The organism is Lactobacillus sp. WILCCON 0149, assembly GCF_057197965.1.
The window spans coordinates 1,487,200-1,505,903 of sequence record NZ_JBUBHO010000001.1; the positions used below are offsets into that span (position 1 = coordinate 1,487,200).

The 18,704-nt window shown below is 51.5% G+C and carries 16 protein-coding genes; 3 read left to right on the top strand and 13 right to left on the bottom strand.

Translation table 11 applies throughout. The features are described from left to right. The first annotated feature begins 1 nt into the window (after position 1). Positions 2 to 775, top strand: coding sequence for a pyrroline-5-carboxylate reductase (gene proC / locus ACYVUV_RS06830; RefSeq protein ID WP_439775811.1), 774 nt, complete (start codon positions 2 to 4; stop codon positions 773 to 775). A 156-nt stretch (positions 776 to 931) separates the two neighbouring features. On the opposite strand, the gene ACYVUV_RS06835 is transcribed toward proC, so the two are convergent. From ACYVUV_RS06835 to ACYVUV_RS06855, 5 genes are all read right to left on the bottom strand, one after another. Further along, entirely contained in the window at positions 932 to 2,299 is a 1,368-nt protein-coding gene (locus tag ACYVUV_RS06835) for a glycoside hydrolase family 1 protein (RefSeq protein WP_439775814.1), read from the bottom strand. A 42-nt stretch (positions 2,300 to 2,341) separates the two neighbouring features. Beyond that, entirely contained in the window at positions 2,342 to 3,793 is a 1,452-nt protein-coding gene (locus tag ACYVUV_RS06840) for a PTS sugar transporter subunit IIC (protein WP_484499219.1), read from the bottom strand. A gap of 34 nt (positions 3,794 to 3,827) precedes the next feature. Then, positions 3,828 to 4,148, bottom strand: a complete 321-nt coding sequence (locus tag ACYVUV_RS06845) for a PTS sugar transporter subunit IIB (protein ID WP_484499220.1) — start codon at positions 4,146 to 4,148, stop codon at positions 3,828 to 3,830. Positions 4,149 to 4,339: 191 nt separating this feature from the next. Then, complete coding sequence (locus tag ACYVUV_RS06850; protein ID WP_439774852.1) at positions 4,340 to 5,053, bottom strand: GntR family transcriptional regulator; 714 nt, start codon at positions 5,051 to 5,053, stop codon at positions 4,340 to 4,342. A gap of 139 nt (positions 5,054 to 5,192) precedes the next feature. Then, a complete protein-coding gene (locus ACYVUV_RS06855; RefSeq protein WP_439774851.1) occupies positions 5,193 to 5,756 on the bottom strand; it encodes a TIGR01440 family protein in 564 nt (187 codons plus the stop codon). A 148-nt stretch (positions 5,757 to 5,904) separates the two neighbouring features. On the opposite strand from ACYVUV_RS06855, the gene ACYVUV_RS06860 reads away from it, so the two are divergent. Continuing rightward, positions 5,905 to 6,564 (top strand): DUF2238 domain-containing protein, encoded by a 660-nt coding sequence (locus ACYVUV_RS06860; RefSeq protein WP_439774850.1) that lies wholly within the window; start codon positions 5,905 to 5,907, stop codon positions 6,562 to 6,564. On the opposite strand, the gene ACYVUV_RS06865 is transcribed toward ACYVUV_RS06860, so the two are convergent. From ACYVUV_RS06865 to uvrC, 8 genes are all read right to left on the bottom strand, one after another. After that, a complete protein-coding gene (locus ACYVUV_RS06865) occupies positions 6,561 to 8,456 on the bottom strand; it encodes an SNF2-related protein (RefSeq protein ID WP_439774849.1) in 1,896 nt (631 codons plus the stop codon). The two genes, ACYVUV_RS06860 and ACYVUV_RS06865, sit on opposite strands and share 4 nt — an antisense overlap. An 86-nt stretch (positions 8,457 to 8,542) precedes the next feature. Next, the gene (locus ACYVUV_RS06870; RefSeq protein ID WP_439774848.1) at positions 8,543 to 10,108 is read right to left on the bottom strand and encodes a bifunctional metallophosphatase/5'-nucleotidase; all 1,566 of its coding nucleotides are present in this window, start codon (positions 10,106 to 10,108) and stop codon (positions 8,543 to 8,545) included. Positions 10,109 to 10,176: 68 nt separating this feature from the next. Further along, positions 10,177 to 10,368, bottom strand: coding sequence for a 50S ribosomal protein L32 (gene rpmF / locus ACYVUV_RS06875; RefSeq protein WP_003614010.1), 192 nt, complete (start codon positions 10,366 to 10,368; stop codon positions 10,177 to 10,179). 114 nt (positions 10,369 to 10,482) lie between these two features. Further along, the gene (locus tag ACYVUV_RS06880; RefSeq protein ID WP_439774847.1) at positions 10,483 to 11,277 is read right to left on the bottom strand and encodes an SDR family NAD(P)-dependent oxidoreductase; all 795 of its coding nucleotides are present in this window, start codon (positions 11,275 to 11,277) and stop codon (positions 10,483 to 10,485) included. Positions 11,278 to 11,288: 11 nt separating this feature from the next. Then, the gene (gene rnz / locus ACYVUV_RS06885; protein ID WP_439774846.1) at positions 11,289 to 12,218 is read right to left on the bottom strand and encodes a ribonuclease Z; all 930 of its coding nucleotides are present in this window, start codon (positions 12,216 to 12,218) and stop codon (positions 11,289 to 11,291) included. A gap of 31 nt (positions 12,219 to 12,249) precedes the next feature. After that, positions 12,250 to 14,193, bottom strand: a complete 1,944-nt coding sequence (locus ACYVUV_RS06890; protein WP_439774845.1) for an acyltransferase family protein — start codon at positions 14,191 to 14,193, stop codon at positions 12,250 to 12,252. 53 nt (positions 14,194 to 14,246) lie between these two features. Further along, positions 14,247 to 15,569, bottom strand: a complete 1,323-nt coding sequence (obgE, locus tag ACYVUV_RS06895; RefSeq protein ID WP_484499221.1) for a GTPase ObgE — start codon at positions 15,567 to 15,569, stop codon at positions 14,247 to 14,249. Between the two features lie 68 nt (positions 15,570 to 15,637). Beyond that, positions 15,638 to 17,440, bottom strand: coding sequence for an excinuclease ABC subunit UvrC (gene uvrC / locus ACYVUV_RS06900; protein WP_484499222.1), 1,803 nt, complete (start codon positions 17,438 to 17,440; stop codon positions 15,638 to 15,640). Positions 17,441 to 17,714: 274 nt separating this feature from the next. Here uvrC and ACYVUV_RS06905 point away from each other — a divergent pair, with 274 nt between their 5' ends. After that, positions 17,715 to 18,653, top strand: a complete 939-nt coding sequence (locus tag ACYVUV_RS06905; protein ID WP_439775151.1) for a nucleoside hydrolase — start codon at positions 17,715 to 17,717, stop codon at positions 18,651 to 18,653. Positions 18,654 to 18,704 lie beyond the last annotated feature (51 nt).

The following is an 18,704-nucleotide window of genomic DNA, read 5'->3' on the forward strand; positions in this document are numbered from 1 at the left end:
CATGAAAGTTGGATTTATCGGTTTAGGCAACATGGGGAGCGCGATCGCCAGAGCAGTTGCCAAGTGTGATGACGTCAGCCTGCTTTTGAGCAATCACAATCCGGAAAAAGCCGGCAAGCTGCAGGCGGAAATCGGCGGCCAGTTGCTGGACAATGCGGCTGTTGCTGCTGAAAGCGACGTGGTCTTTTTAGGCGTTAAGCCATACCAAGTGGCAAGCACCATCAAGGAAATCGGCGAAGGCAGCAATAACGGCAACATCTGGATCTCCATGGCAACCGGGGTCAGCCTGGAAACTTTGACCAAGCTTCTGCCCGGTCACGACCTGGTCAGAATGATGCCTAACACCCCAGTAGCCATTGGCCAGGGTATGACCAGCTACAGCAGCCAGAGCAGCAAGGCCAAAGAAGTCTTCAAAGACTTAATGACTTACTCCGGCAAGGTCGTGGAAATTTCAGAAAATTTGATGGATGCTGCTACGGCAGTGGCGGGCTGCGGCCCGGCCTTCGTCTACCAGTTTATTGAAGCCTTAGGCGACGCTGGCGTGCAAAACGGCCTCTCCCGGTCCCAAGCCATCGAAATGGCCGCCCAGACTGTTTTGGGCTCAGCCCAGATGGTCCTGGAAAGTGGCCAGCACCCGGCCCAGCTCAGAGACGCCGTAACTTCACCAGGCGGCTCAACCATCGCCGGCGTCGTTGAACTGGAAAAAAACGGCTTCCGCTACGCGGCTATCAGCGCAGTTAACGCGGCTCTTAAGCGGAACCAGGAATTAGGCTAAAAAGCAAATTAAGCTGATAAACAAAGAAATACCCACTGAAGATGGAGAATTCTTCAGTGGGTATTTGTTTTTGAGAAGTAGAAATATATTTAGTAAAAGTTTTTAGTAAAAGTCTTGTAGTAGGAAAAAATAAACTGTGCTTCTGCAAATTATGCTTTAGGAGAGATCACCCCCATTGCTTGCGAAAACTTTTTTGAACCAGTAGAAGGACTTCTTCGGCACCCGCTTCATGTCGCGCAGGTCGTGGTTGCCGCGGTTGACGTAAACCGCCCCGTAGCGTTTTTCCATGTCGGCATGGGAGCTTGGAATGTCGATCAAGCCCCAGCCCAGATAGCCCAAGACCTTGGCCCCGTCTTCAAACATGGCCTCTTCCATGGCCTTGATGTGGGAGCGGTGGTAGGCGATCCGGTAGTCATCCTGGATCTCCCCTTTGCCATCCCATTCTTCCCGGCAGCCGATTCCGTTTTCGATCGGGAAGACCGGCAAATGATAAGCATTGTAAGTATGGGTGATGATATTGCGGAAGCCCAAGGGGTCGATATCCCAGCCAAAATCAGTTTCCGGCAAAAAACGGTTGTGTTCAAAGCCCCAGTTTAGGTAGCGGTTTGGCGCTTCAGCCGCCGGAACCTTGTCGCCGTCCAAGGTAGTGGACCGGTAGTAGCTGAAGGACAAGAAGTCGGTATGAATTCCGGCTAACACTTCCGCGTCCCCTGCTTGAAAATCAGCTTGAATCCCGTGATTTTCAATCCAGGCCAGAACTTCAGTAGAGTACTTGCCAGTCGTATAAAGCTTGTTCAAGTTCTCGTTCAAGAACTCATTTGACTTGCGCGCCAGATAAACGTCAATTGGCTTGGACGTTGCCGGATAAACCGGCGTATAGGCAATCATACCACCGAACTTAATCTCTGGGTACTTGTCATGGGCGTACTTGCTCAAGCGGGCATGAGCCAGCATGGTGTGATGGAAAATCTGATACATGTCGTCCAGGCTCTTTTCACCATGGTCGTAGCCGGCAATGTTGAAGACTTCATCAGTAAAGTAGAGATTGTGCTCGTTAAAGACGATCCAGTACTTGACCCGGTCGGCAAAGTGGTCCAGCATCTTTTGCCCGTATGAGACAAAGGCGTCAGTCACCTTTCTGGACATAAAGCCGTTTTCTTCTTTGGCCAGCTTGGCTGGCATGTCAAAGTGGTACAGACAGATCATTGGCTCAATGCCCCGCTGGCGCATCCCGTCCACCAGGCGGTCATAGTACGCCAAACCTGCAGGATTGACCTCTCCGTCACCATCTTTGATCACCCGTGACCAGGAAATCTGGATCCGGTACATGTTCATGTTCATTTCCCTAAGCAGGTCCAGGTCTTCGTCATAGCGGTGATATTCATCAATCGCATCATGCCAGTCTGCCGTCTTGTCAGTAGCAGGCCGGAGGTCATAGACCGATAAACTTTTTCCATCAATATTCCAGGCCCCTTCCGTCTGCATGCTTGAGACGGAATTTCCCCAGAAAAAGCCCTTTGGCATCGTACGCGCAGTCAAAACAATTCCCCCTAAAAAGCTTTGTCATTAGTTTTTGCCAGCAGCTTCAGCAGCCGCGTTTTCTTGTTCCCGCTTCAGCAAAACTTGGTCGTAACGCTTGGCAAATGGGAAGTAAACCAAAGTTGAGATTACCAGAACACAGAACTGCCAGATGGCGATCTTCCAGCCACCAATGAAGAAACCAGACAGAACGGCTGGCGTGGTCCATGGAGCCGCAACACCGTTAAGCGGTGGCAGGATGCCGTAACGGATCAAGCCATAAGTTGACAGGCTGACGATCAGCGGCACGCAGAAGAATGGCACGGCCAGGAATGGGTTCATAACCAGTGGCAAACCGAACAGGAATGGTTCGTTGATGTTGAAGATTGACGGTACGAGTTCGATCTTACCAATTGCCTTCATCTGCTGGGACTTGGCGAACCAAACCGTGAAGACAACCAAACCGATCGTAATACCTGAACCAGTCAAGTTGATGAAGTTGTTGTAGAATTCGTTAGTAATAACGTGAGCCCCTTGGGCAACTGACAATTTCCCGGCGTGGTACAAAGCAGCGTTGGCTGCCGTGTTTGGCAGAAGGAAGGCGCCGGCGACTGAACCGACGATCAAACCGCCGTGGACGCCGAAGAACCAGAAGAATGGTACGGCCAGGCCGATAACGATGGCCCCGCCCCATGAGTCAGACAGACCCTGCATCGGCATTTCCAGAACTTGGTAGATCCATTGCAGCATGTCAGTGTTGCCAAAAGTCTTGAAGGCGGCAAACAGCAGCATGCAGGCAGTCAAGTCAACACCGGCTGGAATCATGGCTGAGAACTGCTTGGAAACGCTGGATGGCACTTGTTCTGGCAGCTTGATCTTCCAGCCCTTCTTCATCATGGCACTGTAGCTCCAGCCGACCAAAAGGCCGATGATGATAGCAGCAACCATCCCTTGGCCGCCAAACCAGGTAATGTTCAAAACATTGGTGACTGGTGAAGCCAGGAAAGTCTGCAAAGCATGCGGCAATTTGTCGATGTTTTGCGTAACGGCTGAGCCGGACATTACGACCTTGCCGGCCGCGTTGCTGATGCCGCTGGCTTCAGCGGCCTTCAGTGGGCTGTCAACCTGCATGAATTGCAAAAGCAGGAAGGCTGACAGGGCAGTCAAAGCAGCCGGAAGAGGCTCAACTTTTTCATTCTTGACATAGACATAGGCAATCCCGACAACTGACCAAACGGAAATCATCCCGAAACTGGCCGTGTAAGCCTGGCTAAAGAAGGCTGACCAGCCGCTGTCTGACAAGGCCTGGGAAACTGCCGGAATTGGGAAGTTGGACATGATCAAGAAGATCGACCCAATAATGATAAATGGCAGCGAGTAGACCATCCCGTCTTGGATGGCCTTAACAGCCTTCGTGTTAACAAACTTCATGATTGGTGGCAGAATCTTTTGATTGACAAAAGCACTGAATCCACCCTGCTTTGTAGTTTCTGTACTCATCACTTTTTCCTCGATTTACAAACGCAAAAGCTCATTACTTGCTCATTACCTTAGTAGCTTGTTGAACAACCTTTTCTCCGTCCATCATGCCGTAAGCAGCCATGTCAATGACATCGACCGGAACATCGGTGCCTTCAACCTTCTTTTGGAAGTCAGCCAGCATGTAGCGGACTTGCGGCCCAAGCAAGATGCAGGAGATGTTCTTGTTTTCCAAGTTTGAATCAGCTTCAGCTGCTGGACAAGCAAAGATTTCGTAGTCCAAGCCGTCCTTCTTGGCAGCTTCTTGCATCTTCTTAACCAGCATACTGGTACTCATCCCTGCTGAGCAGCACAGCATAATCGTTTTTTCAGCCATTCTAATTACCTCCTAGAACTTCTCTTTACGGACATGTGTTATCGCTTACAAAGAATAGTATAGTGCCAAAGATAGATTATGTCTAGTCTATTTAAAAAATATGTTTTATTTTTTGTTAGACTTTACTTACCCATTAATAAGCAAAAAGAAAAGCCAGGTGGAAAATTCCACCTGGCTTTATGTCCAGATTATTAATGATTGGTTTCAACCATGATGTAAGACCGCTTGTTGTAGAGGTTTCTTGACCGGGAATATTCGATGTTGACCCCTGTATTAGTCCAAATGATCTGCTCAATTTCCAAAATCGGCGTGTTTTCGCTGGCGCCAAGGTACTGCAGGTCATATTCATCCGGCAAATCAGCCCGGACCCGGCGGAAGACCCCGCCGAATTTGATATGCAGCTTCTTGTGCAGGTAAGAGTAGATCGACCCCTCCAGAATTTTTTTGGACAAGGCCGGCACTTGGCTGACCGGCATGTTGGTATGCTCAATCACCAGCGGTTCCCCATCCAAAAGGCGCAGACGAACAATGTCATAAACCGGATCATTCTCGTCCAGATTCAATTTCTCACATAAGTCAGCCGAGGGGAAGCAGACTTCGAACTTCAAGATCTTGCTGCTGATCCGGTCATTGCCAACTTCAGATGACAGGCCGGCAAAGGAATTGACCGGTGAGTCGTGTTGACCCAGCAAGGTCAAGTTGGACAAGACCAGAGTCCCCAAGCCTGATTCCTTATAAACGAAGCCTTCCCGCTCAAGCAAGTCCAAAGCACTCTTGATCGTGATCTTGCTAACCGAAAACTCCTCAGCCAGTTCTTCCTGCTTAGGCAAAAAACTTTGCTGGGGATAAACACCGTCGATAATCCGCTGCTTAATTGTGTCTGCGATTAGTTGATACTTCTTCATGAACTGCCACCTTGCTTCTTAATGCGTTAATTAATAACAACGTAATTTTATTTTATCAACATCCGCAAGTTTTTGCTATCAAAAGTTAAGTACCAATAGCAAATCATCTATTATTTTTACAAAAACTTAAACATACTTTTTACATCAAAGACTCATCATAGATGGCCCGCTGGCCGCCGACATACTTTGGCCGGCGGCGAGCACAGATGATGTTGGCCTCCCCGATCTTATCTAGGGAGATCCTCAAGGGAACTACCACCGGGTGCAGGTGCATCCCGATCAAGGTACCACCGATATCGATCCCGGCTTCCCCCCGGGCGTCAATGTCTTCTACCAGTACCGCGTTGGGCAACTTTTGATAGGCGACGGTCGCGAAGGCCCCGCCGGCATGGTTTGGCTGGGGAATAGCGTTAACCTGCTCCAAGTCATACTTTTCCATTGCTTCCCGGCTGACGACCAGGGCCCGGTTTAAGTGCTCGCAGCACTGGGCTGCCATGTAGATCCCCTTTTCCGCCAAAACTTCATTAATCCCCTGGTAAAGGGCTTCAGCAACGTCAGTGCTGGTATTGGTGCCGATTGCTTCGCCTAAAACCTCGCTTGAAGAGCAGCCAACCACGAAAAACTGGCCGGCCTTGATTCCGGATGCCTCGACGATTTCACTGACGGCCTGCTTGGCCTGTCTTTGAATTTCTGCTAAATCCATCTTTTTTCCTCCAATCTTATTTCTTGCTTTGCCTGCTGCTTTTATTGTAACTCAGTCAGCAGATTCTGCCGCAGGCATAAGCATATCTGCTAAAATATAGGCAAAATAATAAAAATTCCTGTTCATGTTTAGTGAGGTGTCGCTTCCAATGCACAAGCAAAGTTTGCCGCTCAAGTTTTCTTTTGTCTTCGTTGCCCTCTCAATGGCCATTTCCCTGCTTACCGCTGCCTGGCAATTAGCAGAAGGCAAGTCCGGCAGTCTGCTCCTGGTCCTTGAGACCGGGGCTGGCCTGGTTTTGGTACTCCTGCCGGCCCTGTTAAGCAAGTGGCTGCGCTTTTACCTGCCCTCTTTTTTGTACTTTTTCTTCCTGGCCTTCATCTATTGCGCCATTTACCTGGGGGATGCCTACCACTTCTACTACATCCCTTACTGGGACAAGTTCCTCCACTTAATCAGCGGGGCCCTGCTCTTTGGATTAGCCTGGGCCATCCTGGGCTGCTTCAAGTTCAAGGAAAAGCTGCCTGCCGGCTTTTTATGCCTGTATGGGGTAGCCTTCGCCGTCTTGTGCGGGGTCCTTTGGGAATGCTATGAATTCACCTGTGACGGCCTTTTTAACATGAACCTGCAGCGCTACATGTCAGCGGGCCGGGACTTGGCCGGCCGGGCAGCCTTGATGGATACCATGGGTGACTTGATCGCCGACCTTGCCGGCAGCCTCATCTTCAGTCTGGGCAGCTACCTCCGGCTGAAGCAGGATCCGGCCTGGATTGAGAGCTTCTTTTTCAAAAAATACAGCCCGGACGACTAGTTAACCGTCCGCCGGACCGCGGCCAGCAAGGCCTGCTGAGAGAGGTCCTTCTTTTTCAAACTGGCTAAAACATGCCGGTCAATCGTTCCCTTCGTCAAAAGATGGTGAATGATGACCGGCTTTTTCTGTCCCTGCCGGTAAAGACGGCCGTTCATCTGCTGGTACTGCTCCAGGCTCCAGGGCAGGGTAAACCAAATCAAGGTGTGGCCCCCCTCTTGCAGGTTAAGGCCCGCTCCGGCACTGGCCGGCTGGACCAGCATGACCGGGATCTTGCCCTTGTTCCAGCGGCGGATCATGCCGGCAGAGCCGTCAAAAATTTCTGCCTTGACCCCGTTTTTCTGGTAAAAGGCTAAAAGGCGGGCAGCATCAGACTTGAAATAATAGGCCACCAGGCTGGGCGTGGCCGTATTTGCCGTTAAGTAGAAACACCTTTCCAGTTTCCCGGCAAAAATCTCCTGGTAATGCACCCCGTCTTCTTCATAGATGGCCCCGCTGGCTAATTGCCGCAAGCGGCCAGCCAAAACGGCCGCGTTATCGGCGGTAATCTCCTGGCCAGGCAAGTCCAGGACCTGTTCTTTCTTCAGCTGCTGGTAGCTCTTTTTGGCCTTTGGGGGCATTTCCACCCAATCCAGGCTCTCTGTCAGTTCTGGCAATTTCAGCCTGGTATTTTTCATGGAGATGACGATATCGTCGATGGCCTGGTAGATTTTTTCCTCACTGCCTGGCAAAAGCCGCCACTTGACCGGATGATTGTTGACCAGCAGGGTCGGCTCAAAGTACTGCTGCCGGTAGGCCGTGATGCTTTTGCCCAGCCTTTTTCCTTGGTCCAAGAGATAAATTTGCGACCACAAGTCCTGGAGGGAATTAGGCGCCGGAGTCCCGGTCAGCTCAATCAAGCGCTGAATCCGCCTCCGCACGCTCTTTAAGGCCTTGAAGCGCTGGGAAGCCGGCGACTTGAAAGACTGGGACTCGTCGATGACTACATTTTTAAAAAGCCAAGGGCCCAGGTCAACCAACTTGCTGACCAGGTCCCGGCTGGCAAAATACAGCTGCCAGTCGCCCTTGGCGGCTTTAGCCGCGGCGTCTTCGTAGAGGGCCTGCCGGTCGGCTGGGGTCAGCTGGCGGCCTTTTTTATCAGTTAAAAAAGACTGGGTCTTAAAAGGCAAGTCCCACTTGTCAATCTCATCTTGCCAGGTTGACTTGGCCACGGTCTTTGGCGCGATCACCAAGATGTGCCCCTTCATCCCCTCTTCGCGTAATTTGGCCAGGGCAGCCAGAGTAGTCAAAGTCTTGCCCAGGCCGATATCCAAGAAAATCCCGCAGTAAGGATGCTCCATAATAAAGTTCATGCTGTAGAGCTGGTAGTCATGCAGGGGCAAAGTCTGCCCGCCTAATTTGACTTGGGCATCGACCATTTGACCAGAAAAAGACTTAGTCTTTTCTTTTGCTACTATTACTTCTTTAACTTCTTTTTCTTCTGTATTATCTGTTTTTTCCTCATTTGGCTTTTTCGCAGCCATGATGACCCCGTCCAGCTGCAATTGCCAATTGCCTTTTTTCTCGACCTGGCTGAGAGTCAAGGTCACCACTTGCTCGGCCGGGACTTCCTGGCCAAAAATCTGCTTGAGCTTGCCGCTTTCTTCTTTGGCCAGCCAGGGCAGGACCCCTTCGGCCGCCTCAAAAGAAGCGACTGCTCCAGGTAAATTCGCTTCTAAATGGCCGCAGACCAGCTGCCAATCTTTCAAGGTCACGAAAGCATAGGGCTTCTGGTGAACCGGCAGGCCGGCTAATTCTTCTGCTGCCTGCACCTGCCGCAATTCTTCGGCCGAAACAAATGATGTCAAGTGGCTCTTGACCACTTTTCCTTGGACGCGCACGTTTTCTCCTGGCATACTCCACCTCCTTAGCTGCTATTATTTAATTATGCCACAAGGCCATGAAAAAAAGGCCTGGCGGCCTTTTTCTTCGCTATTCGTTACTAATAGAAGCGGTAGTACTTCTTCGTGTCGACCTTGACATCCCCTTGAGTCAAGTATTCGCTGAACATCTGGACATAGTCCTTATCCAAGGAAAATTCGATCTTGTCCAAGCTGTATTCAGGGTAGAAGCCGCCCCCGTTAGCCCGGTAGTTGTTGACGGCCAGGTGGTAGACCTGGTCATCTTGAATATCCTGGCCCTTGAGCTTCAGCTTGGTCAAGCGCTGGCCAACCGGCTTGGAGAGGTCAGCCTCGTACTCCAGTGGATAAAAGACATCAAAGTGGTAAAGTTCCGGCTTTGGCTTCAGATAGCGGTCAATAAAGTGGATCTTGCCATCTTCGTCTTTTTCCAAAAAGCTGGCTGTATGCTCAACGATATGGCGGAGCTCTTTGCCAGTCAATTTGACGCTGACCAATTGGTTGGCGTATGGGTAGTTCAAAAGAATGTCCCGCATGGTCACCGTCTTGCCAAAGCCCTTGGCCACATCGTTCATCACAGCTGTGGCTGAGAGGTCAGCGTGGGTGAAGTAGAGCTGCATCTGCTGGAGCAGGTTGATGAAAGGTGCCCCTTCAATCCGCCCCTTGTTGGCGTCTTCAATTGGCGCCGGCTGGTCCAGGTGGGCAATTGGCTGGTCAAGCCATTTCTGAGTGGCTGCATCAAGTGGCTTAACGATTTCCTCAACTTCTGGATCTGAATCAAAGTCCTTGGTATCGATCAATTCGCTGGTTGCCTGCTTTACCTTGAAGCCTGCTGGCGTCTTTTCCAGGTCCAAAACTACTTCAGCGATTGCCTCGCCCCGGTAGCCCGGCTGCACGCATGGCTTGCCGGACGGGCTGATCATGTTCAGTCTCCGGTGCTGGTGGCCCGTCAGCATCACGTCGACTTCCGGGATCTCGGTCAGAATCCGGTAGCCTTCATTTTCCCCGTTGTGCGGTTCAGTCGCTTCCCCGCTGGCAATGTCGCTTTCAAAGCCGCCATGGTAAAGGACAGCCAGGACATCGACCTGCGGCTTGATGATCTTGGCAAAATGGGCAATCTGCTCGTAGGCCGACTTAAAGGCCAGGCCCTTGATCCGGTCAGCCGCTTCCCAGTGAGGAATGTATTGGGTGGTAATCCCTAAAACGCCAACCTTGACCCCGCTTCTTTCCAAGATCAGGTAGTCCCGGCCCAGAGTCGGCACCTGGGTTTCGGCGTCTAAAATATTGCAGTTGACGAATGGGGCCTTGTTGTTGTCCACGTAGTAGGCCATGTAGTCCTGGCCAAAGTTAAAGTCATGGTTGCCCAGGCAGCGGACGTCATAGCCAACCGCGTTGTAGGCGGCGGTAAAACGGGCCAGGTTGTCCAAATTCTTGCTGCCATGGGTGTAAGCAGCTAAGGGAGACCCCTGCAGGCAGTCACCGGCATCAGTCACGATCACGTGGTCTGCCCCCCACTTGGCCTTTTCAGCCTTGATGGCGCTGGCTACCCGGCTCAGACCAAAGGGAGCGTCATATTCGCCCGTGGTCTGGTAGTCAGTTGGCAGCAGGTAGCCGTGGGTGTCGCTTGAATGTAAAAAAACCAGTTTCATTTTTCGAATTCCTCAATCCTAATTTTTGGCATAAAAAAAGACACCAGAAAAAACAGGTGCCTTTTAAATTAGTCGTTATCGCTAGCGCTGTTTTCGCTGACTACTTGACGACCCTTGTAGTAACCCTTAGGGGAAACACGGTGGCTCAAACGGTATTCACCAGTAGTTGCGTCGTAGTGCATTGCTGGCACGCTGAGCTTCAAGTGAGCGCGACGTGAACGTTTCTTTTGCTTAGAAGTATGTCTTGCAGGAACTGCCATTTATAACTGATCTCCTTTATTGTAGTATCACAGTATCAGGTCGTTGACCTAAATACTCAAGTAATTAAATAATACTATTGCCTGGCAAATAAATCAAGAAAAACCTTACTTTATTTATTTGCGGGAGGCAAATTCAAGCGACAATCTGTCCCCAATTGCCGGGAACAAGTTGTACAATTTGGCCAAAGCCGCCAGGCTGACCGGCAGGTTGAGCTCACGCTTGTTTGAGCCGAAGTAGTGGACTACTTCCCAAGCCACGTCGTCTGGATCAAGCATGAAAGCCTGCACATTCTTGACGTACTGGCCACTTGCATCGGCAATGTTGAAAAAGTTGGTGTAAACCGGGCCCGGGTTGACGGTCATAACCTTGACGCCGAAAGGCTTCAGTTCAAGGCGCAGGACGTTGGAGAACTGGATTACGGCTGCCTTGGCGGCGCTGTAAGCAGCTGACTTGGTCGTCGGCACCTTGCCGGCCATGGAGCCGAAGTTGATGATCTGCCCGCTGCCCTGCTCCAGCATGAGCCGGCCGAAAAGCCGGGTCATGTACATCAAGCCCAAGACGTCGACTTGGAACATTTCCGTAGCGTCCTGCATGTCAGCTTCCATGAATTCTTCAAACTTGCCGAAACCAGCCGCGTTGACCAGGTAGTCGATATGCTTGACCTTTTCCTTGACTTGGGCAAAAGCCGCTTCAATGTCGCTGGCCAGGCCCAAATCTGCCTTAACGGCAAAAGCTGCTGAGCCAGACAACTCTCTGGCTTCAGCCGCGATTTCCTCCAGCTTGTCCAGGCGACGGGCCAGCAAAACGACCGTAGCGCCCCGGCTGGCGCTTTCCAGGGCGATTGAGCGGCCAATCCCGCTGCTGGCCCCGGTAATAACTACAACTTTATTGCGTAATGAATCATTCATCTTTAAACACGTTAACCTTTCATTGGAACTACGAAGCTGTCCAGGTCCCTGGCCAGGGTCGTGGCCGGGAAAATCTCCCGGGCCTGCTTGACCATCTGGCTGGCCAGAGGGCCCACGTAGCGGGCCGAAACATGAGTCAGGTACAAATGCCCAACCTGACAGGCGGCGGCCGTCTCAGCGGCTTGTGTGCACGTTGAGTGGTAATAATCCCTGGCCAGCTTGCTTTCGCTGGCGTCAAAAGTTGCTTCATGGACTAAGACGTCGGCATGGTCGGCTAAGCGGCGGATTGAAGGTGTGGACCGGGTGTCGTAAATCACGGTCACCACCCGGCCTTTTTTAGCCGGACCCAGGAAGTCCTTGCCGTTTAAAACCGTGCCGTCAGCCAACTCGACCTGCTCGCCCCTCTTTAGTTTACCAAGGAGCGGCCCGTTTGGCACTTTAAATTCTGCCAATTTATCCATTAACAGTTCACCGGCCTTGTCAGCCTCGACTACCCGAAAGCCCCAGCTGTCGATCCGGTGATCCAGCTTTTCAGTATAGACTTCAAAGCCCCGCTCGCTGACGATCTTGCCCGCCTCTTCCAGGGTAACGAATTTAATTGGATAGGAAATCTTGGTTTTGGAAATCCTGAGAGATGTCTTGACAAACTGTTCAATCCCTGCTGGCCCATAGATGGTCAAGGGGCCAACGTCACCTTGAAAAGACCTGGTTGACAAAAGGCCCGGCAGGCCAAAAATATGGTCGCCGTGGTTGTGTGAGATAAAGATCTTCGTGATTTTGCGCAGGCGGATATTGGTGCGCAGAATCTGATGCTGGGTTGCTTCCCCGCAATCAAAGAGCCAAATCTCGTTCAGCTCATCCAGTAGTTTTAAAGCCAGGCTCGAGACGTTCCGCAATTTTGACGGCTGGCCCGAGCAGGTTCCAAGAAATTCCAGTTCCATTTAACTCCCATTCTTTTCCAATTAAAAAAGGCTAATTCGATTCGCTGGCGCGAACCATTTCTTTGACGACGTACGCGCTATAGTAGTTTTGCCCCACGTCATTCGGGTGGGTCTTGTCGCCGTAAAACCAGCTGGACTGGCTGTGCGCGTAGCCATACCAGTCAATGACGGTCAAGTTCTTGTACTTTTTAGCCAAGGCCTGCAGCTGCTGGTTGACCTGGTTCTGCCAGGACCGGGTCGGCACGACGACATTGATCCAGAAAAGATGACGCTTTGGACCCACAATCTGCATGATCTGCTTAACCTCATCATCAGTAAAAGGCCCGTTGGTCCCAAGGCCGAGCAGGACATTGTCCTGCAGTTCGCCCTTTTGGGCATAAGACTGAAGCAGCTGAGGAGCCACGTCAGCCTGGCGGGAAACCGTAGCATCGATAACCGCGTGCGGCATAAGCTGGTGCAAGATGTCACTTGAAGAAGCCATGACCGAGTCGCCGATTGCCGTAACTTGCAGCTTTTGCGCTTCCTGCAGGTCAGCCTGGCTGATTCCGTACTTCTCAAATTCCTGGTTGACCTTTTTCCCGCTGGTCTTAGACTTAGTCGTTTTTGACTTGGTCTTGGCCTTGGACGTCTGCGTTCTCTGACTGCTAGACGACTTCTTGGCCGCCTTTTGCGAGCTCTTGATTGATTCCAAGGCCTTCTTGTTCATCTCAGCCTGCTGCTTGGAGTTGTCATTGATCGTCTTGATCAAAGCCCCATCCTTGTTGTCAGCCTTGGCCAGCGGGGAGAAGATAATTCCGCCGCTGCCAATTAGGAAGACCAGGAAGAAGGCCGCGGTCTGCAGCCAGCTTTTTGAAACCTTGACCGGCCAATGGAAGAGCTTGGCCAGATTGTAGCGGATGCCTTCCCCGGTATAGCGTCTTTTTTCAAAAAGCCGGTAAGTCAGTTCACTGATCAAGAGAATCAAGACGACTTCGATCACCCGGTAAAGGGCAACGTGGTCGGCCAGGTCACTGACCCAGCTTTCAAAAAAGATCATGACCGGGAACTGGTAGAGGTAGATTTCATAGCTTCTTGACCCCAGCCAGTCAAAGACCGGGTTGGTCATCAGCCGGTTCCAGATTCCGACCGGAGCCGCGATCACAGCGGCGAAAACCGTCACGAAGAAGCTGAAGATAAACATCCCCCCATAATATGGGAAAGCCGTCTGCGCGTTCATCAAAGGCGAGAACATAAGCAGCAGCATCCCAAACAGCGTGGCTAAACCAGTCCAGTTGAGGACGACCCCATCGCTTTTGGTGAAACGGTTGTCCAGCTCCTCAAAAGGCCAGAGGATGGCCATGGCGCTGCCCAGGCCCAAAGAGAAGAAGCGGGTGTCGGTTCCATAGTAGATTCGGCTGGTATCCTGGCCTGGCCGGAAAAGCAGGGCCATTTCGACTGCCGACAGAACTGACAGGCCAACCAGAACCCAGAAAATGTTCCGCCGCCTTTTGACGAATTTGACCAAGAGGGCCATCACCAGTGGCCAGAGCAAGTAGAACTGCCAGTCGATCGCCATCGTCCACAAGTGAGTAAAAGGCGATTCATTATTGGCGAAACGTTCAAAGTAGCTCTGTCCGTTAAAAATCTGCCACCAGTTATACACGCCCAGCAGGTTGCTGGCGACGATCTGGTAGAGCTTGTTTAAGAGGTTGCGCTGAAAAAGCACGATATACGCGCTGGTCAGCCAGAGCATGGCAATCAGCGGCGGGTATAAGCGCTTAAAGCGGCGTTGGTAAAAAGCCCTAATGTCAAAATAGCCATGATTGCGGTAGGCAGCCATAATCTGATCAGTTACCAGATAGCCTGTCAAAACCAGAAAGATCGGCACGCCCAGGTAGCCTCCGCCAAAGTGGTCCGGGTCCAGGTGATACAGGATTACCCCAATTACGGCCAAAGCACGCAAACCAGCATAGCCAGTAATGTATCGTTTCTTCATTTTTTCAATTCTCTAACTTTCGTTTCTCTATTCTAAAAGTCTCAATCTATCCTTTATTGCACGAACTCGAAGCTGAAGTCGCCAATGTAAACGTCGTCTCCATCGACAGCGCCTTGCGCCCGCAGTTCATCATCAACGCCCATCTTCTTCAAGCGGCGGGCCAGGCGCATGATCCCATCCTGGTGGTCCAGGTTGGTCATGGCTACCAAGCGTTCAAGCTGCTCGCCGTGAATTTCAAATTCATGATCAGCAAGCTTTTCAACCGTGAATTCCATCTTTTCTGGCCGGTGGTACTTGTAGGTCTTAGTCTTGACCTCTTCTTGCGGCTTGACGGCGGCTGCTGCTTCTTGGGCTTCAACCTCGCTGACCAAGTCAGCCGCCCGGCTCATCAAACGGTCAACGCCTTGGTGGGTGACGCTGGAGAGTTCGTAAACTTCCTGGTCAACCCCATGAGCAGCCAGGTCCTTTTTGAACTGGGCTAATTTTTCATCAGCACCTGGAATGTCCATCTGGCTGGCCACGATGATTTCCCGCTTGCTGGAGAGGTCATCTTCCGTATATGAAGCCAGTTCGTGCAAGATGGTTTCATAGTCTTCGTAGGCATCCCTGCCGTTGTTTGGGTCCATGGAGACCATGTGCAGGATAACCTTGGTTCTTTCCACGTGGCGCAGGAACTGGATCCCCAGCCCTACCCCCTGGCTGGCCCCTTTGATCAAGCCCGGCAGGTCGGCCATGGAGAAGTCCCGACCGTCTGGCAGCAGGACCATGCCCAGGTTTGGCTTCAAGGTAGTAAACTGGTAAGCCGCGATCTTCGGCTTGGCACTGGTGACGACTGACAGAAGGGTTGACTTGCCGACAGACGGGAAGCCGACCAGACCAACATCAGCCAGGACCTTCAGTTCCAAGCGGAGGGTCCGGAATTCACCTGGTTCCCCGTTTTCCGCGATTTCCGGGGCCGTGTTGACGCTGGTGGCAAAGTGGATGTTGCCCCGGCCGCCCCGGCCGCCTTTAGCAACGACCAGTTCCTGGCCGTCCTTGACCAAGTCACCGATTTCCTCACCGGTGAAAAAATCATAGACGGTCGTGCCGACTGGCACCTTCAGGTAAAGGTCCTTGGCCGCCTTGCCGTATTGGGCCTTGATGCGGCCGTTTTCGCCAGGCTCAGCCTTGAACTTGCGCCGGTAGCGGAAGTCCATCAAGGTTCTGAGGCCATTGTCGGCCACAAAGATGATGGAGCCGCCCCGGCCGCCGTCACCGCCAGCTGGTCCGCCATTAGGCATGAATTTTTCATGGCGGAAGGCCACCATGCCGTCCCCGCCCTTACCGGCTTGGACTTCAATTTTAGTTTGATCAACAAATGTTGAAGGAGTTGGCATTCTTGTTCTAACCTTTTCTTTCTTTCGTTAATTGTTACCATTTAATAATAAGCTATTTTGCCCAATAGCTAAAGGGAAATTTTGACAGCCTGCGCCTGGGTTAAAGTCAGTCCCGCCTTGCGCAGATCGTCGATTGAAGCTTCCTTGATCTTCTTTAAAGAGCCAAACTTCCGCAAAAGCTTGGTCCGGCTCTTAGGGCCGATGCCCTTGATGGAGTCAAGCCGGCTGACCAGGGAATTCTTGGCATGGGTCTGCCGGTGGAAGGTGATGGCGAAGCGGTGGACCTCATCCTGGATCCGGGTCATAAGGTAAAAGCCCTCTGACTTCGGGTCCATTGGGATCATTTTAAAAGGCTGGCCGTTAAAAGGATCACCGTACAAGAGGTGGTTGGTCCGGTGCTTGTCATCTTTTACCATCCCGGCTACCGGAATATCCAGGTTCAGCTCATTTCTTAAGACGTCCTCGCAGGCTTCCACCTGAATCTGCCCCCCGTCCATCAGGATGAGGTCCGGCATTCTTTCATGTTCTTTTAACAGGCGGCTGTAGCGGCGGCGGACGACTTCCCGGGTGTTGCCGACTTCATCGGCGCTGTTTTGGTGCTCGACTTCCCCCTTCAGCTTGAACTTCCGGTAGCCAGTTTTAAAGGGCTCCCCGTCTTTAAAGACAACCAGGGCCGAGACCGGGTCTGCCCCTTGAATATGGGAGTGGTCAAAACTCTCAATGTATGACCCGTAAGGCAGACCCAGGGCCTTGAAAATTTCTTCCTGGGCCCCCTTGGTCTTGCGCTGGCCGAGCTCCAGCAGGCGGAACTTGTCATCCAGCTTCAACTGGGCATTTTCTCTGGCCATCTCCATCAAAGAAGCCTTCTGCCCTCTTTGCGGGGTCCGGACCTTGATGCCGATCGCCGCTGCCAGTTCATCCTGGTCGATGCCTTTAGGCACCAGGACCTCCCTGGGCTTAACCCGGTTTTTTTGCGCGTAGAACTGGGCAATAAAGGACATGAATTCGTCTTCCGGATCAGTTTCATCAGTCAAAGGAAACATGTGCGATTCCCGCCGCAAGAGCTTGGCTTGCCGCAAAAAGAAGACCTGGATGGAAATCCAGGACCGGTCCACGTAATAGTTGAAGATGTCTCTTTGGGTATGGTCGTTGGAGATGATCTTCTGCTTTTCAACCGTTTCTTCAATGTATTTGAGCTGGTCCCGGAGTTCCCCCGCCCTTTCAAATTCCAGGTTGGCTGAAGCTTGCATCATCTTGTTCGTCAAGTCTTTCTTGACTTCCTGGATGTCCCCGTTCAAAAAGCGCTTGATCTTCTTGATCTGCTCATCATATTCACTTTGCGGCACTTCCTTAAAGCAGCTGCCCAGGCACTGACCCATATGGTAGTAAAGGCAAGGCCGGCCAGTATAGCCGCTGCAGCGGCGCAAAGGAAAGACCTTCTGGATGAATTTTAAAGTCGCGCTGGCCGCGTAGACGTTGGGGTAAGGGCCAAAATAGTAGCCCTTGTCCTTGTAGACGATCGAGGTAAGACGGGTCTGGGGATTTCTCTCATTGGTGATTTCAATGTAGGGGTAGCCTGTTCCCGACTTCAGAGCAACATTGTAATAGGGCTGGTACTTTTTGATTAGGGTGATTTCCAGCAAAAAAGCTTCCTTGTCGGAATCCACCACGATGATGTCATAGTCGGCAATGTTTTTGACCAGCTCGGCCCGGCGGCCTTCCTGGCTGCTCTTGAAGTAGGACCGGACCCGGTTTTTCAGGTTCTTGGACTTGCCAACATAGATAACCTTGCCGTTGACGTCCTTCATCAGATAGCAACCGGCCTTTTCCGGCAGCAATTTCAATTTATTTTCAATCAATTGACTTGCCATGTCTGCCTCCCCGCGATTCATTTACCGTACGATTTTATCACGAAAAGTATTATTCTAACACTGATCCGCCTATAATCTCAAAAATATTTTAATGATTTTTCATGACCAAGGCGGAAGAAAGATAAACATCTTTTAACAATAATTCTTCTACGGCAAAGCTCGTTCGACTTTTAGTGCAAAATAAACTTTTTTTCACTGAAACGGCTGTCTTTTGTCAGCTTATCACGTATAATATTATTGTTAAGACTATAGGATTTTAGGAAGGTAAGATAACATGAAGAACTTCTACTTGAACCATGACAGCAACATGGACGACTTTACTTCACTTTTGCTGATGCTTTTAGCACCCGACATCAAGCTGATCGGGGTCGGGGTAACCGATGCTGATGGCTATGTTGAACCAGGCGTTTCCGCGTCCCGGAAGCTGATCGACCGCTTCAACCAGCGCGGCGACAAGCTGGAAGTAGCCAAGTCCGACTCCCGGGCAGTCCACCAGTTCCCGGAAGCCTGGAGAGTGTCAGCTTTTTCCGTTGACCACTTCCCGATCTTGAATGAAAAAGGCACTGTCGAAACGCCAGTTGCCGCTAAGCCGGCCCACCTGGACATGATCGACAAGATCCACGCCGCTGACGGCCCGGTTACTCTGGTCTTCACTGGCCCCTTGACTGACTTAGCCCGGGCTCTGAAAATCGACCCAAGCATTCAAGACAAAATCGAAGAACTTTACTGGATGGGCGGGTCTTTGAACGCCCACGGCAACGTTTACGCTCCATGCGCTGACGGGACCCAGGAATGGAACGCCTGGTGGGACCCAGAAGCCTGCAAGACGGTCTGGGACTCCAAGATCAAGATCCAGCAGGTTGGTCTGGAATCAACTGAAGAACTGCCTCTGACCGATGAAATGCGCCAGCACTTTGCCGTTAACCGCAAGTACCCGGCCTTTGAATTCTTAGGCTATGTCTACGCCTTGGTCAACTCCTTTGAAGTCGACTCAACTTACTACCTCTGGGACGTTTTGACCACCATGAGCGCCCTTTACCCGGAAATCGCCACGACCCGGGAAACCAAGTCCGACGTCTACACTGACGGCGACCGGGCTGCCCGCTTCTTTGAAACTGAAAACGGCCGGCCAATGACCCTGGTAACTTCCGCCAACTACGACAAGTTCTGGGAACGCTTTGACGATCTGTGCGAAAAGGCCAAACTTTTCTAAAAAAATATTGCAGCAATAACGATTAAAACCTTCAGAAGGAAAACTTCTGAA

Bases quoted from the DNA above. Each gene is read 5' to 3' on its own strand.
- ACYVUV_RS06890 (WP_439774845.1), bottom strand. From the start codon at position 14,193: ATGAAGAAACGATACATTACTGGCTATGCTGGTTTGCGTGCTTTGGCC.
- ACYVUV_RS06905 (WP_439775151.1), top strand. From the start codon at position 17,715: ATGAAGAACTTCTACTTGAACCATGACAGCAACATGGACGACTTTACT.
- ACYVUV_RS06880 (WP_439774847.1), bottom strand. From the start codon at position 11,277: ATGAATGATTCATTACGCAATAAAGTTGTAGTTATTACCGGGGCCAGC.
- ACYVUV_RS06865 (WP_439774849.1), bottom strand. From the start codon at position 8,456: ATGCCAGGAGAAAACGTGCGCGTCCAAGGAAAAGTGGTCAAGAGCCAC.
- obgE (WP_484499221.1), bottom strand. From the start codon at position 15,569: ATGCCAACTCCTTCAACATTTGTTGATCAAACTAAAATTGAAGTCCAA.
- proC (WP_439775811.1), top strand. From the start codon at position 2: ATGAAAGTTGGATTTATCGGTTTAGGCAACATGGGGAGCGCGATCGCC.
- ACYVUV_RS06860 (WP_439774850.1), top strand. From the start codon at position 5,905: ATGCACAAGCAAAGTTTGCCGCTCAAGTTTTCTTTTGTCTTCGTTGCC.
- ACYVUV_RS06845 (WP_484499220.1), bottom strand. From the start codon at position 4,148: ATGGCTGAAAAAACGATTATGCTGTGCTGCTCAGCAGGGATGAGTACC.
- ACYVUV_RS06850 (WP_439774852.1), bottom strand. From the start codon at position 5,053: ATGAAGAAGTATCAACTAATCGCAGACACAATTAAGCAGCGGATTATC.
- ACYVUV_RS06870 (WP_439774848.1), bottom strand. From the start codon at position 10,108: ATGAAACTGGTTTTTTTACATTCAAGCGACACCCACGGCTACCTGCTG.
- ACYVUV_RS06840 (WP_484499219.1), bottom strand. From the start codon at position 3,793: ATGAGTACAGAAACTACAAAGCAGGGTGGATTCAGTGCTTTTGTCAAT.
- rpmF (WP_003614010.1), bottom strand. From the start codon at position 10,368: ATGGCAGTTCCTGCAAGACATACTTCTAAGCAAAAGAAACGTTCACGT.
- ACYVUV_RS06855 (WP_439774851.1), bottom strand. From the start codon at position 5,756: ATGGATTTAGCAGAAATTCAAAGACAGGCCAAGCAGGCCGTCAGTGAA.
- ACYVUV_RS06835 (WP_439775814.1), bottom strand. From the start codon at position 2,299: ATGCCAAAGGGCTTTTTCTGGGGAAATTCCGTCTCAAGCATGCAGACG.
- uvrC (WP_484499222.1), bottom strand. From the start codon at position 17,440: ATGGCAAGTCAATTGATTGAAAATAAATTGAAATTGCTGCCGGAAAAG.
- rnz (WP_439774846.1), bottom strand. From the start codon at position 12,218: ATGGAACTGGAATTTCTTGGAACCTGCTCGGGCCAGCCGTCAAAATTG.